We start from the raw sequence: 14,515 nt of genomic DNA, 5'->3' as shown, positions 1-14,515 counted from the left end.
CGATTGCTCAGGAGAGCAGTTCGACCTCCGCCAGCGTGCCCTCGCCGTCGAGGACCAGGCGGTATTTCTCGTACGTACCCGGTGACCTCACCGTGAACGCGCGGGTCTGCCTGTCCCAGGCGAAGGACTCGTCGGAGCGCCGGTCCAGCGTCCGCCAGGTCGTGCCGTCGGAGGAGCCCTGGAGTGTCCAGCCGGCCGGTGCCTTCGACCGGTCCGTCGACGAGGTCAGCGTGTACTGGACGGCCTCGGCGCCCTCCGGGACCGGCAGGTCCACTGACGTCACCGCCGCGTCCGTCGCCGACGTGTCGTCGAACAGGGCACCCTCGCCCTTCAGCAGGTCCGCGCGGGGCGCCGGCACGTTGTCGTCCCGGGTGATCGACACGGGCGCGGCGTGCTTGCCCGTGCCCCAGGACGACGGCCGCGGGCCCATGTCGAACTCCAGGACACCGCCCTTGGCGACCACCGAGTGCGGCAGGGAGGTCTTGGACCAGGTCCGGCCGTTGACCTTCAGCCCCTGCACGTACACGTTCCTCGCGCTGTTCCGCGGCGCCTTCACCACCAGCTCGCGCCCGTTCTCCAGGTGCACGGTGGCCTTCTTGAACAGCGGTGAGCCGATCGCGTACTCGCCGCTGCCCATCACCAGCGGGTAGAAGCCGAGCGCGGAGAAGAGGTACCAGGCCGACTGCTCGCCGTTGTCCTCGTCGCCGTGGTAGCCCTGGCCGATCTCACTGCCCGTGTACAGGCGCGACAGCACCTCGCGGACGTTCTTCTGCGCCTTCCAGGGCTGCCCGGCCGCGTCGTACATGTAGATCGCGTGGTGGGCGACCTGGTTGGAGTGCCCGTACATGCCCATCCGCACGTCCCGCGCCTCCGTCATCTCGTGGATGACACCGCCGTAGGAGCCGACGAACTCGGGGGACGCCGTCTCGGGCGTGGAGAAGTAGGCGTCGAGCTTGTCGGCGAGACCCTTCCGGCCGCCGTACAGGTTCGCCAGACCCCGGCTGTCCTGTGGGGCGGTAAATGCGTATCCGTACCCGTTTGTCTCGGTGTAGTCGTGGCCCCAGACCCGCGGGTCGTACTTCGAGGACTCGACCCGCCAGTCGCCCTTGGCGTCCCGGCCCTGGAAGAAGCCGGCCTTCGTGTCGAAGAGATTCACATAGTCCTGGGCGCGGTTCAGAAAGTACTCCGACTCCTCCTTGTAGCGCCGCTCGCCGGTCTCCTCGTAGAGCTTTCGGCCCATGCGGGAGATGCCGTAGTCGTTGAGGTAGCCCTCCAGTGCCCAGGACAGGCCCTCGTGTGTCTCGGTGCTGGTGTAGCCGAGGAAGGGGGAGGTGGTCATGCCCTTGCGGCCGACGCCCGGGTTCGGGGGGACGACCGTCGCGTTCTTCACGGCCGCGTCGTACGCCGCCTTGGCGTCGAAGTCGACGCCCTTGACGTAGGCGTCCGCGAACGCCACGTCCGAGGACGTGCCCGTCATGAGGTCCGCGTAGCCGGGGGAGGACCAGCGCGAGGTCCAGCCGCCGTCCTTGTACTGCTGCGCGAACCCGTCGACCAGCTGGCCCGCCCTGCTCGGCGTGAGGAAGGAGTAGGCCGGCCAGGTCGTCCGGTAGGTGTCCCAGAAGCCGTTGTTGACGTACACCTTGCCGTCGACGATCTTCGCGCCGGTGTGGGTCGGGGTGTCCGGGTTCGGCATGGGGGAGAAGGGCGAGGCGTACTGGTGCCTGCCGCCGACCTTCTCGAAACCGGAGTTCGGGTACAGGTACAGCCGGTACAGGCTGGAGTACAGGGTCGTCAGCTGGTCCGGTGTCGCGCCCTCGACCTCCACCTTGCCGAGCAGCCGGTCCCACTGCCGCTGGGCACTCCTCTTCACGGCCTCGAAGGACGTGCCGTCCGGGATCTCCTGGCGGAGGTTGTCCTTCGCCTGGTCGACGCTGATCAGCGAGGTCGCCAGGCGCAGGGTGACGGTCCGGTCGTCGGCCTTGAAGCGCAGGTGGCCCTTCACGCCGGACGACGAGCCCTCGGTCACCGGCTTGTCGAACGTGCCGTAGACGAACAGCCGGGTCGCTCCCGTCGACAGCCCGGACTTCACGTCCGAGTAGCCAGTGACGATCCCGTTCTCCTTGTCGAGGGTCAGGCCCGCCTGGTCGGTGACGTTGTCGAAGAGGACGCTCGCGTCGTCGCCGGGGTAGGTGAAGCGCAGGGCCGCAGCGTGGTCGGTCGGCGCCATCTCGGCCTTCAGGCCGTTCTCGAACCGCACCCCGTAGTAGTAGGGCCGCGCGGTCTCGTTCTCGTGCCGGAAGGCCAGCTCGCGGGCCTCCCGGCCGAGGTCAGGGGTGCCGGTGGCGAGGGACGGCATCACCTGGAAGGTCTGCCGGTCGCCCATCCAGGGGCTCGGCTCGTGACTCGCGCTGAACGCCTGGATCGTCGGCAGGTTGTCCGCGTTGTTCGCTCGTGCGTAGTCGTACAGCCAGCTCAGCGAGCCCGCGTTGGTCACCGGCGTCCAGAAGTTGAAGCCGTGCGGCACCGCCGTCGCCGGGAAGTTGTTGCCCCGCGAGAAGCCGCCGCTGGAGTTGGTGCCGCGGGTCGTCACCGCGTAGTCCGACAGATGCGCCTTCGGTCGCTCGGGGGCGACGGAGTCGAGGGTCACGTCGTCCAGCCAGCCCCGGAACCTCGCCGGCCCCTCGGGGGAGCCGTACGCCACCAGGATCCGGTCCACGGTCTTCCCGGCCGCCACCGACCCGATCCGCGAGGCCACGTCGTTCCACTGGTTGACGTAGAGGACCTTCGCCTCGCCCTGCCCCCGCGGGGTCAGCGGGAAGCCGTGCTGGTCGGTGGCGCGCAGCTCGCTCAGATGGGTGCCGTCGGTGAAGGCGAGGTCGACGGCCACGTTCGTCGCGTCGTAGTCGAGGTCGCCGTCCGCCATCGACGGGAAGATCCGGTAGGCCAGCTCCGTGTTCCGGCCGACGGCCACGTTCACGTCGAAGACCTTGTTGTACGAGTAGGCCCGCCCCTCGGCGGTGTGCCGGCCGGCGTAGCGCAGGGCCCGTTTCCCGGTGAACCCGGCGCCCGCCTTGGCGGTGGGGGAGCCGCTCGGGCCGCGGTCGACGAGGGAGAGCATGTCCTGCGGGACGGGACCTTCGCCGCCGCCCGTGGACAGCTGGAGGTCGGCGAGCTGGAGGATGTCGCCGCCGTTGTTGCCGGTGATGTCGAGCCGGAAGTGCCGGTACTCGGCCGGGGCGGATTCCGCCAGGTCGTACGTCTTCGTCTGGAAGCGCTCGGAGAAGGACTCGCCGGAGCGGGTGTCGAGGGTCTTCCAGTCCTTGCCGTCGGCGGAGCCCTTCAGAGTCCAGTCCTTCGGGTCGCGCTCGTCGTGGTCGTTGGCCGACGTCAGTGCATAACGCACCAGTTTGACTGGTTTGTCCAGGTCGAACTCGGCCCAGCCGGTGGGCTCGAAGGTGAGCCACTTGGTGCTCGGCTCGCCGTCGACGAGGTTCTCCTTCACCTCACCCCCGCCCGTGTTCTCGTCACCGGCCCGGACGTCGGTGACATGGTCGGTCACATTGCCCGGTATGCCGCTGCTGTAGCCGCCGTCGACACCCGAGGCCCGCTTGCCGCCGTCGGGTGCGGTGTCGACGGTGTTCAACCAGTCCGGAACCGGGTCGTCCGACTCGAAGGAGGAAGCGAACCTCCGGTCGGGGGTCTCGGGGGCTTGGGGCAGAGCGACCGCAACGCCCTGTGAGCTCAGGGCCAAAGTGAAGGCGGTCGCCGACACGACCGCCGAACCCCATCTGTGCCGAGCTTTCCGCTGTATCAACGGGTACCCTCCCTGCGCAGTGGACAACGTTGTCAGCTTCGATGCGCAAGGACCAGTAGTTGCCCAAGTGGTGGGGAGTGTCAAGGGTGTTGGTTGTGGCATTCGGGGGCGACGGCCGGGATATTTCCGCCGAGGAGCACACGGACCGCTCGACTTTCCGCGAGGTCTCAACTCGGATAAGACCCACGGCCAACCCTGTGTTCGATCTTGATCCGCTGACAGGAAGTGGACTATACCTGTCGGACGATTCACACCATCCGCACATCACCACCCGCACTTTCCTGCACGACCCAGCGTGACCCGATCGCGGTGCCGGGGAGGATCCGGTTCACCGCCTGAGTCCTGGAGAAGGCGAGGACTTGAGCATGGGATCCACTTCCGCCGAGAACCACGGCACCGAGGGTGTCGGCCGCCGTGATCTGATCAAGAGGTCCGCCGCGCTCGGGCTGATCTCCGTACCGACGATGAGCTTCCTGTCCGCCTGCGCCAGCGGCGGCGGCGACGACAGCGGCGACAAGGCCAAGGCCGGCAAGAAGACCGCGAAGAACCCGCTCGGTGTCAACGACACGGCGGGCATGGAATTCGTCCTGTTCGACGGCGGCTTCGGCAAGGAGTACGCCGAGGACGCGGTGAAGATCTACGAGAAGAACTTCCCCAAGGTGAAGGTGAAGTTCTCCGCCACCCAGAAGATCCAGTCCACGCTCCAGCCCCGCTTCAACCAGGGCACCCCGCCGGACCTCATCGACAACTCCGGCGCCGAGCAGATGGACATGGGCGTCCTGGCCGGAAAGAAGCAGCTCACCGACCTCACCCCGCTGCTGGACGCGCCCTCCTACGACGACCCGGCCAAGAAGGTCCGCGACACGCTGCGCCCCGGCATCGTGGAGATGGGCCAGCTCGACGGCGACCCGGTCTGGATCATGTACTACGCCTACACGGTGTACGGCGTCTGGTACTCGCAGAAGGCATTGGACTCGCTCGACGCCACCTATCCCGAGACCTGGGACCAGATGCTCGCGGTGTGCGAGAAGGCCAAGAAGAAGGGCATGGCGGGCTGGACGTACGCGGGCAAGTACCCGTACTACCTCCCCTTCTCGCTCTACCCGATGATCGGCAAGGTCGGCGGCGCCGAGGTCCTCGACGCCATCGACAACCTGGAGCCGAACGCCTGGAAGCACCCGGCCGTCAAGGCCTGCTTCGAGGCCTACTACGAGCTCTTCAAGAAGGGCTACGTCCTCAAGGGCACCCCCGGTCTGGACCACATCCAGTCGCAGACCGCCTGGGCCCAGGGCAAGGCGCTGTTCATCCCGAACGGCTCCTGGGTGGAGAACGAGTCGGCGAACGTCATCCCGAAGGACTTCAACCTGGCGGTCTCCGCGCCCACCGGTATCGACTCCTCCGACAAGATGCCCTTCGGCACCATCTGGGCCTCCGGCGGCGAGCCCTTCATCGTCCCGGCCAAGGCGAAGAACGCCGAGGGCGGCATGGAGCAGCTGCGCATCATGCTCAGCGAGGCGTCCTCGAAGAACTTCACCAGCAAGGTCAAGTCGCTCACCGCGTTCAACGGCGGCACTGACGGCATCACCCTCACCCCGGGCCTCAAGTCGGGGGTCGCGGCGCTGGAGAAGGCCGGCGACAACGTGCTGAATCCGCGGATGCAGGACTGGTACGTGCAGCTCCAGAAGGAGAAGATCGGGGTCTCCGGCCTCGGCGAGATGATGGCCGGCCGGCTCACTCCGGCCGAAGCCATCAAGAAGATCCAGGCCTACGCGGACGAGACCGCCAAGGACAGTTCGATCAAGCACTACAAGCACCAGTAACGGCACCGGAAACTCATTTCCGCAACGGCACCGGAGTGGCGATGCAGCACGGCAAGTACCGGTTCATCGTGGGCTTCCTCGCGTTGCCCCTCGGCCTGTACGCGCTCTTCGTGGTCTGGCCGTTCATCCAGTCCATCTATTACTCGTTCACGGACTGGACCGGCCTGAGTCCCGAATTCAAGATGGTCGGCTTCGACAACTACAGCCGGCTGCTCGACGACGAGATCTTCTGGAAGTCGTTGCAGCACAGTCTGCTGTTCGCGCTTCTGCTGCCGGTCGTGACGATCAGCCTGGCGCTGTTCTTCGCCTTCATGATCAATGTCGGCGGCCGGAAGAGGAGGAACGGACCGGTGGTCACCGGCGTCCGGGGCTCCTCGTTCTACAAGATCGTCTATTTCTTTCCGCAGGTGCTGTCCATCGCCATCGTCGCGCTGCTGTTCGCGTTCGCGTACAACCCGGACAGCGGCGCGATCAACTCGATCCTGCGCGGGATCGGTCTCGACGACGTCCAGCCGCTGTGGCTGGGCGATCCCGACCTCGCGCTGTGGGCCGTGATGGCGGTGCTCGTCTGGTCCACGGTCGGCTTCTTCGTGGTGCTCTTCTCCGCCGGCATGGCCTCCATCCCGGCGGAGATGTACGAGGCGGCCCTGCTGGACGGGGCGGGCCGTGCCACGACCTTCTTCCGCGTCACCCTGCCGCTGCTGTGGGACACCGTGCAGTCCGGCTGGGTCTACATGGGCATCCTCGCCCTGGGCGCCGAGTCCTTCGCGGTCGTGCAGATCATGACGACCGGGCCGGGCGGCCCCGACTACTCGACCACCGTCATGGTCCTGTACGTGTACCAGAAGGCGTTCCGTGACGGGCAGGCCGCCTACGCCACCACCATCGGTGTCGCCCTGCTCGTCGTCACGCTGGCCTTCGCCGCCGTGGTGATGCGGCTGGGCCGTCGCGAGCGGCTGGAGTACTGATGAAGACGACGCAGACCCCCGCGCCCGTGCCGGCCGAGTCCGGCGCGCCCGTCACCAAGGAGGACATCCCGCCGGGCCCGCCGCCGAAGGCGAAGAAGGAAGGCACGGTCCTCAACGTCTTCTCCCACGGCGTCCTGGTCATCTGGGCGTTCATGGTGGTGATGCCGCTGCTGTGGGCGGTGATGACGTCCTTCAAGGACGACCGGTCCATCTTCTCCTCGCCCTGGTCGCTGCCGGACACGCTGCACTTCGACAACTGGTCGCGGGCGTGGACCGAGGCCAACATGAGCGACTACTTCCTCAACACCGTCCTGGTGGTGGGTGGTTCGCTCACCGGAACCCTGGTGCTCGGCTCGATGGCGGCCTACGTCCTGGCCCGCTTCGACTTCCCGGGCAACCGCTTCATCTACTTCCTGTTCATCGGCGGCATGAGCTTCCCGATCATGCTCGCGCTGGTCCCGCTCTTCTACGTCGTGAACAACATGGGCCTGCTGAACACCATCCACGGGCTGATCCTGGTCTACATCGCCTACTCGCTGCCGTTCACGGTGTTCTTCCTGACGGCGTTCTTCCGGACCCTGCCGACGTCCATCGCGGAGGCGGCCTTCGTCGACGGCGCCTCCCACAGCCGCACGTTCTTCCAGATCATGCTGCCCATGGCCAAGCCGGGCCTGGTCAGCGTCGGCATCTTCAACTTCCTGGGCCAGTGGAACCAGTACATGCTTCCCACGGTCCTCAACACGGACCCGGACAAGCGCGTCCTCACCCAGGGCCTCGTGCAGCTCGCGGTCAGCCAGGGCTACAAGGGCGACTGGTCGGGTCTCTTCGCGGGCCTGGTGATGGCGATGCTGCCGGTGCTCGCCGCGTACATCGTCTTCCAGCGGCAGGTGGTGCAGGGGCTGACGGCCGGCGCGCTCAAATAACCCTGCGCGTTCGCTCGCGTACACGCCGCTCCCGGTCCCGGGGGCGGCGTGCGGGCGTGTGTCCATGGACCCGGAAACGGTTCAACCTCTTGACGGGAGGCGACCCGAACGGCTCAGCTTAGAGTTCACTAGTTGGACATGGACGGGGTCTCATCGAAGCGGCCCCGCGCGCAGGAGGTCGTCGTGGAGACTCCGGGGTCGCAGTCGTCGCTGCACCGAGCCAACCTGGAGCGGGTCGTACGTGCCGTGCGTCTGGCGGGCTCCCTCACCCAGGCAGAGATCGCGCGGACGACGGGCCTGTCCGCGGCGACGGTCTCCAACATCGTCCGGGAGTTGAAGGACGGCGGCACCGTCGAGGTCACGCCGACATCGGCAGGGGGGCGCCGGGCCCGCAGCGTGTCGCTCAGCGGGGACGCCGGGATCGTCATAGGAGTCGACTTCGGGCACACCCACCTGCGCGTCGCGATCGGGAACCTCGCCCACCAGGTGCTCGCCGAGGAGTCCGAGCCGCTGGACGTGGACGCCTCCTCGACGCAGGGCTTCGACCGGGCGGAACAACTGGTCAGCCGGCTGATCGAGGCCACCGGGGTCGACCGGTCCAAGATCGCCGGGGTCGGTCTAGGCGTGCCCGGCCCCATCGACGTCGAGTCGGGGACCCTCGGCTCGACCGCCATCCTGCCCGGCTGGACCGGCACCAAGCCCGCCGAGGAGCTGCGGGGGCGGCTCGGTGTGCCGGTGCACGTGGACAACGACGCCAACCTCGGCGCCCTCGGCGAGATGGTCTGGGGCAGCGGCCGCGGGGTGCGCGACCTGGCGTACATCAAGGTCGCCAGCGGTGTCGGCGCCGGTCTGGTGATCAACGGGAAGATCTACCGGGGGCCCGGCGGTACAGCCGGGGAAATCGGACATATCACTCTCGACGAGTCCGGCCCCGTCTGCCGTTGCGGAAACCGCGGCTGCCTGGAGACCTTCGCGGCCGCGCGCTATGTGCTCCCGCTCCTGCAGTCCAGTCACGGCACCGACCTGACGATGGAAGGCGTCGTGCGCCTCGCACGGGACGGGGACCCGGGCTGCCGTCGGGTGGTCGCCGACGTCGGCCGCCACATCGGCAGCGGAGTGGCCAACCTCTGCAATCTGCTGAACCCGAGCCGCGTGGTCCTCGGCGGTGATCTCGCCGAGGCCGGTGAGCTGGTGCTCGGGCCGATCCGGGAGTCCGTCGGGCGCTACGCGATCCCCAGTGCCGCCCGGCAGTTGTCCGTGCTCCCGGGCGCCCTCGGCGGCCGTGCGGAGGTCCTCGGAGCGCTCGCTCTCGCCCTCAGCGAGATGGGCGATTCGACGCTTCTGGACGGAACTGCCCCTGGAGTGCTGCAGGCAGCCGCGCCCGCCTTCACTTAGAGAACGGATGGCACCGTTGCCATCTCGTTAAGGATTTACTTCTTGACGTCGCACGTGTGGCCGAGTTGACTTCCAGCCACCTCGGCCGCAATGTCGCGGCCTCGTCAGGGAGGTTTCTGAAGTGAACACGCGTATGCGTCGCGCCGCTGTTGCGATTGCCGCCGGTGCGATGGCCGTTTCGCTTGCTGCCTGTGGCAGCGCCAAGGAGTCCGGCGACAACGCCGATTCCAGTGGGTCCGGGTCCGCCAAGAAGGGCGACGACATCAAGGTCGGTCTGCTCCTTCCGGAGAACGCGACCGCCCGCTACGAGAAGTTCGACCGGGTGCTCATCGAGAAGAAGGTCAAGGAACTCACGAGCGGCAAGGGCGAGGTCGTCTACGCCAACGCCAAGCAGGACGCCGCCACGCAGAACCAGCAGGTCGACACCATGGTGACCAACAAGGTCGACGTGCTGATCGTGGACGCGGTGGACTCCAAGGCCATCGCCGGCTCGGTGAAGAAGGCCAAGGACGCCGGCATCCCCGTCGTCGCCTACGACCGCCTGGCCGAGGGCCCGATCGACGCCTACACCTCGTTCGACAACGTCACCGTCGGCAAGACCCAGGGCGAGGCCCTGCTGAAGGCCCTGGGCGACAAGGCCAAGGACGGCCAGATCGTCATGATGAACGGGTCGTCCACCGACCCCAACGCCGCCCTGTTCAAGAAGGGCGCCCACTCCGTCCTCGACGGCAAGGTGAAGGTCGGCCGCGAGTACGACACCAAGGAGTGGAAGCCGGAGAACGCCAACGCCAACATGGAGGGCGCCATCTCCGCCCTCGGCAAGGACAAGATCGTCGGCGTCTACTCCGCCAACGACGGCATGGCGGGCGGCATCATCACGGCCCTGAAGGCCGCCGGCATCGCCGACGTCCCGGTCACCGGCCAGGACGCCGAACTCTCCGGCGTGCAGCGCATCGTGACCGGCGAGCAGTACATGAGCGTCTACAAGCCCTACCCGCAGGAGGCCGACGTCGCCGCCGAGATGGCCGTCGCGCTCGCCCAGGGCAAGTCGCTCGACTCCATCGCCAAGGACAAGGTCGACAGCCCGACCACCAAGGCCGTCCCCTCCGTCCTCGTCCCGGTCGTCTCCCTGACCAAGGACAACATCAAGGACACCGTCATCAAGGACGGCATCTACACGGTGAGCGAGATCTGCACCGGCAAGTACAAGGCCGCGTGCGACAAGATCGGCCTCAAGTAGTCACCCCGAGTTCCTCCGGCGCCCCGCACACCAGCCCCGCAAGCTACGCGGGGCGCCGGAGTGATCGCTCCTCCCACACTTCTGCACAACCTCCCGCTGGTCAGGCGGCGAAGGAGATGGTTCACGTGTCCGCTACGCCCGTGCTGGCGTTGCGCGGGGTCTCCAAGCGATTCGGTGCCGTACAGGCGCTCACCGACGTAGAGCTTGAGGTCCATGCCGGTGAGGTGGTCGCCCTGGTCGGCGACAACGGCGCCGGAAAGTCCACGCTGGTCAAGACGATCGCCGGCGTGCACCCCATCGATGAGGGCGTCATCGAATGGGACGGCAGGTCCGTCCAGATCAACAAGCCGCACGACGCCCAGAACCTGGGCATCGCGACCGTCTACCAGGACCTCGCGCTGTGCGACAACATCGACGTCGTCGGCAACCTCTACCTGGGCCGGGAGATCCGCAAGCGCGGCGTCCTGGACGAGGTGGAGATGGAGCGCCGCTCCCGCGAGCTGCTCGACACGCTGTCGATCCGCATCCCCAGCGTCCGCATCCCGATCGCCTCGCTCTCCGGCGGCCAGCGCCAGACGGTGGCCATCGCGCGGTCCATGCTCGGCGAGCCGAAGCTGGTCATCCTCGACGAGCCCACCGCCGCCCTCGGCGTCGAGCAGACCGCGCAGGTCCTCGACCTCGTCGAGCGGCTGCGCGAGCGCGGCCACGCCGTCATCCTCATCAGCCACAACATGGCCGACGTCAAGGCCGTCGCGGACAAGGTCGCCGTGCTGCGCCTCGGTCGCAACAACGGCATCTTCGAGGTCAAGTCGACCTCGCAGGAAGAGATCATCTCCGCCATTACGGGCGCCACCGAAAACGCCGTGACCCGCCGTGCGGCGCGCACGAACGGGGAGGTTTCCAAGTGAGTATCGACAAGACCTCCGCGACTCCGGGAGCCCCCGAGGACCACGTGGTGGAGAACCCCGAGGCGGCCAAGGCCGCCACCACGGTGGTCGACCCCCGGCTGCTGGTGCGCGAGCAGGGTCTCGCGGGGTACGTCACCGAGTTCAAGCGGAAGATGAAGTCCGGTGACCTGGGCTCCATCCCGGTGGTCGTCGGCCTGGCCATCATCTGGATCATCTTCCAGAGCCTGAACTCCAACTTCCTCACCGCGGGCAACCTGTCCGACATGTCCGTCGCCATGGTCGGCACCGGCATGATCGCCGTCGGCATCGTGTTCGTGCTGCTGCTCGGTGAGATCGACCTGTCGGTCGGCTCGGTCAGCGGTGTGGCGGGCGCGAGCTTCGCCGTGCTCAACGTCACCAACGGCATGAACGAGTGGCTCGCCTTCGCGCTGGCCATCGTCACCGGCGCGGTCGCCGGCGCGCTGCACGGCTTCTTCTTCGCGAAGATCGGCGTCCCCGCGTTCGCCGTCACGCTGGCCGGCCTGCTGTTCTGGAACGGCTTCATGCTCCAGATCCTGGGCGACAACGGCACGATCAACCTCGACCCTGACGGGGTCGTGGCCCAGCTGACCAGCTACTACTTCTCCGACGTGGCCGCCGCCTACGGTCTGGCCGCGGTGGTGACCGTCGGGTACTTCCTCAGCTCCTTCCTCGGCAACCGGCGGCGTGAGGCCGCGGGCGTGCCGTCGCGGCCGCTGAGCGAGACGGTGGTGCGGACGGTACTGCTCGCGGTTCTGACCTTCGCCGTCGCGATCGTCTTCAACCAGTACAAGGGCCTGCCGCTGGCCGTGGTGATCTTCATCGTGGTGCTCCTGGTCACGGACTTCGTGCTGCGGCGTACGGCGTACGGGCGGAAGGTGTTCGCGCTCGGCGGCAGCGTCGAAGCGTCGCGGCGGGCCGGTATCAACGTGGAGCTGGTCCGGATCTCGGTGTTCGCCATCTCCGGGACGTTCGCCGCGGTGGGCGGTCTGTTCATCGCGTCGAAGATCGCCGCGGCGAACCAGGGCGCGGGCGGCGGTGACCTGCTGATGAACGCGATCGCCGCCGCGGTGATCGGCGGTACGTCGCTGTTCGGCGGTCGCGGGCGGACGTGGAACGCGCTGCTCGGTGTGCTGGTGATCGTGTCGATCCAGTACGGGCTCGCCCTGGAGGGCATCGCCTCTCCGGTGCAGTACATGATCACCGGTGGTGTGCTGTTGGCCACGGTCGTGATCGACGCGGTGACGCGCAAGACGCAGAAGACCGCGGGCCGCGCGTAACGCCGACCGACCCCCTGTGCCCGGCATCGAGAGGTGCCGGGCACAGTTGTGTCGTAGGTGTGGCACAACTTGGGTACAGCCGAAAGCGTGATGTATGCCCCAAGGCCTCGGCGCAGCCCTCAGGAGCGGAACATTAGACTCGACACGCCCGGCAACAGCTCGATCAGCTCTACTGCAAGGAGGCACGGGTGCCGCTGCTGACCCGTATCAGGGGACCGCGCGATCTGGACCGGCTCAACCTGGAGGAGCTGAACCAGCTGGCGGAGGAGATCAGGAGCTTCCTCGTCGAAGCGGTCTCCAAGACCGGCGGTCACCTCGGCCCCAATCTCGGCGTGGTGGAGCTCACCATCGCCCTGCACCGGGTCTTCGACTCGCCCAGGGACAAGGTGCTCTGGGACACCGGCCACCAGTCCTACGTCCACAAGCTGCTCACCGGCCGTCAGGACTTCTCCAAGCTCAAGATGAAGGGCGGCCTCTCCGGCTACCCCTCGCAGGCCGAGTCCGAGCACGACGTCATCGAGAACTCGCACGCCTCGACCGTCCTCGGCTGGGCCGACGGCATCGCCAAGGCCAACCAGATCATGGACCGCGACGACCACGTGGTCGCCGTGATCGGTGACGGCGCCCTGACCGGCGGCATGGCCTGGGAGGCGCTGAACAACATCGCCGACGCCAAGGACCGCCCGCTCGTCATCGTCGTCAACGACAACGAGCGGTCCTACGCGCCGACCATCGGCGGTCTCGCCAACCACCTCGCGACGCTGCGGACGACGGACGGCTACGAGCGCTTCCTCGCCCGCACCAAGGAGGTCCTGGAGCGCACCCCTGTCGTCGGCCAGGCGCTCTACGGCACCCTGCACGGCGCCAAGAAGGGCCTGAAGGACTTCATCGCCCCGCAGGGCATGTTCGAGGACCTCGGCCTGAAATACGTCGGCCCGATCGACGGGCACGACCTCGAGGCCCTGGAGTCCGCGCTCGCCAAGGCCAAGCGGTTCGGCGGCCCGGTCATCGTGCACTGCCTCACCGAGAAGGGCCGCGGCTACCAGCCCGCCCTCCAGGACGAGGCCGACCGCTTCCACGCCGTCGGCAAGATCCACCCCGACACGGGCCTGCCGATCAAGACCTCCGGCGCCGACTGGACCTCCGTCTTCGGCGACGAGATGGTCGAACTCGGCAAGGAGCGCGAGGACATCGTCGCCATCACGGCCGCGATGCTCCAGCCGGTGGGCCTGGAGAAGTTCGCCAAGCGCTTCCCCGACCGGGTCTACGACGTCGGCATCGCCGAGCAGCACGGCGCCGTGTCGGCGGCCGGCCTGGCGACGGGCGGAGTGCACCCGGTGTTCGCCGTGTACGCCACCTTCCTCAACCGCGCCTTCGACCAGGTGCTGATGGACGTGGCCCTGCACAAGTGCGGTGTCACCTTCGTGCTGGACCGGGCCGGTGTCACCGGCACCGACGGGGCCTCCCACAACGGCATGTGGGACATGTCGATCCTCCAGGTCGTGCCGGGGCTGCGGCTCGCCGCGCCGCGTGACGCCGACCAGGTCCGCGCCCAGCTGCGCGAGGCCGTCGCGGTCGACGACGCGCCGACCGTGGTCCGCTTCTCCAAGGGCGCCGTCGGTCCCGCCGTACCCGCCGTCGGCCGCGTCGGCGGCATGGACGTGCTGCGTGAGCCCGGCACCGACCGGCCGGACGTGCTGCTGGTCTCCGTCGGAGCCCTCGCCCCGATGTGCCTGGAGATCGCCGGGCTGCTCGACAAGCAGGGCATCTCCGCCACCGTCGTCGACCCGCGCTGGGTCAAGCCCGTCGACGAGGCCATGGCCCCGCTCGCCGAGCGGCACCGCGTGGTCGTCACCGTCGAGGACAACAGCCGGGTCGGGGGTGTGGGATCGGCGATCGCGCAGGCCCTGCGCGACGCGGGTGTGGATGTGCCGCTGCGTGACTTCGGCATCCCGCCGCGCTTCCTCGACCACGCCACGCGTGCCGAGATCCTCGCCGAGATCGGCCTCACCGCGCCGGACATCGCCCGGCAGGTGACCGGGCTGGTCGCCAAGCTGGACGGGCGGTACGAGGGCGGTGCCGTGGAGTCCGTGGAATCCGTGCGCGACTGACACGGCCGAACGGGTTCGGATGGGCCGGTTTCCCCACC

Annotated in this window: 9 protein-coding genes; 8 read left to right on the top strand and 1 reads right to left on the bottom strand. The window is 67.8% G+C overall.

The annotated features are described in order from the left end of the window. Positions 1-7 precede the first annotated feature (7 nt). Positions 8-3,811, bottom strand: coding sequence for a GH92 family glycosyl hydrolase (locus ACZ58V_RS29495; protein ID WP_471293817.1), 3,804 nt, complete (start codon positions 3,809-3,811; stop codon positions 8-10). 368 nt (positions 3,812-4,179) lie between these two features. On the opposite strand from ACZ58V_RS29495, the gene ngcE reads away from it, so the two are divergent. The 8 genes from ngcE (at position 4,180) to dxs (ending at position 14,477) form a co-directional block, all read left to right on the top strand. Next, on the top strand, positions 4,180-5,634 hold the full coding sequence (gene ngcE / locus ACZ58V_RS29490) for an N-acetylglucosamine/diacetylchitobiose ABC transporter substrate-binding protein (RefSeq protein ID WP_471293642.1): 1,455 nt from the start codon (positions 4,180-4,182) through the stop codon (positions 5,632-5,634). A gap of 41 nt (positions 5,635-5,675) precedes the next feature. Continuing rightward, a complete protein-coding gene (locus ACZ58V_RS29485; RefSeq protein WP_382495966.1) occupies positions 5,676-6,602 on the top strand; it encodes a carbohydrate ABC transporter permease in 927 nt (308 codons plus the stop codon). Beyond that, on the top strand, positions 6,602-7,525 hold the full coding sequence (locus tag ACZ58V_RS29480; RefSeq protein ID WP_468192099.1) for a carbohydrate ABC transporter permease: 924 nt from the start codon (positions 6,602-6,604) through the stop codon (positions 7,523-7,525). Before ACZ58V_RS29485 ends, ACZ58V_RS29480 begins: the two co-directional genes overlap by 1 nt. A 183-nt stretch (positions 7,526-7,708) precedes the next feature. Beyond that, positions 7,709-8,920 carry an ROK family transcriptional regulator gene (locus tag ACZ58V_RS29475; protein WP_468192097.1) on the top strand — a complete coding sequence of 404 codons (1,212 nt, stop codon included), beginning with the start codon at positions 7,709-7,711 and terminating at the stop codon, positions 8,918-8,920. Positions 8,921-9,053: 133 nt separating this feature from the next. After that, complete coding sequence (locus ACZ58V_RS29470; RefSeq protein ID WP_468192448.1) at positions 9,054-10,160, top strand: ABC transporter substrate-binding protein; 1,107 nt, start codon at positions 9,054-9,056, stop codon at positions 10,158-10,160. Between the two features lie 116 nt (positions 10,161-10,276). Next, positions 10,277-11,068: an ATP-binding cassette domain-containing protein gene (locus ACZ58V_RS29465; protein WP_193476560.1), complete on the top strand. Its 792-nt coding sequence runs from the start codon at positions 10,277-10,279 to the stop codon at positions 11,066-11,068. Continuing rightward, positions 11,065-12,366, top strand: coding sequence for a sugar ABC transporter permease (locus tag ACZ58V_RS29460; protein ID WP_471293636.1), 1,302 nt, complete (start codon positions 11,065-11,067; stop codon positions 12,364-12,366). Before ACZ58V_RS29465 ends, ACZ58V_RS29460 begins: the two co-directional genes overlap by 4 nt. A 188-nt stretch (positions 12,367-12,554) precedes the next feature. After that, positions 12,555-14,477, top strand: a complete 1,923-nt coding sequence (gene dxs, locus ACZ58V_RS29455; protein WP_468192092.1) for a 1-deoxy-D-xylulose-5-phosphate synthase — start codon at positions 12,555-12,557, stop codon at positions 14,475-14,477. Positions 14,478-14,515 lie beyond the last annotated feature (38 nt).

Source organism: Streptomyces sp. NPDC040589, from assembly GCF_055594445.1.
The sequence above is the reverse complement of the archived record's forward strand: the minus strand, read 5'-3'. Positions and strand labels throughout refer to the sequence as shown.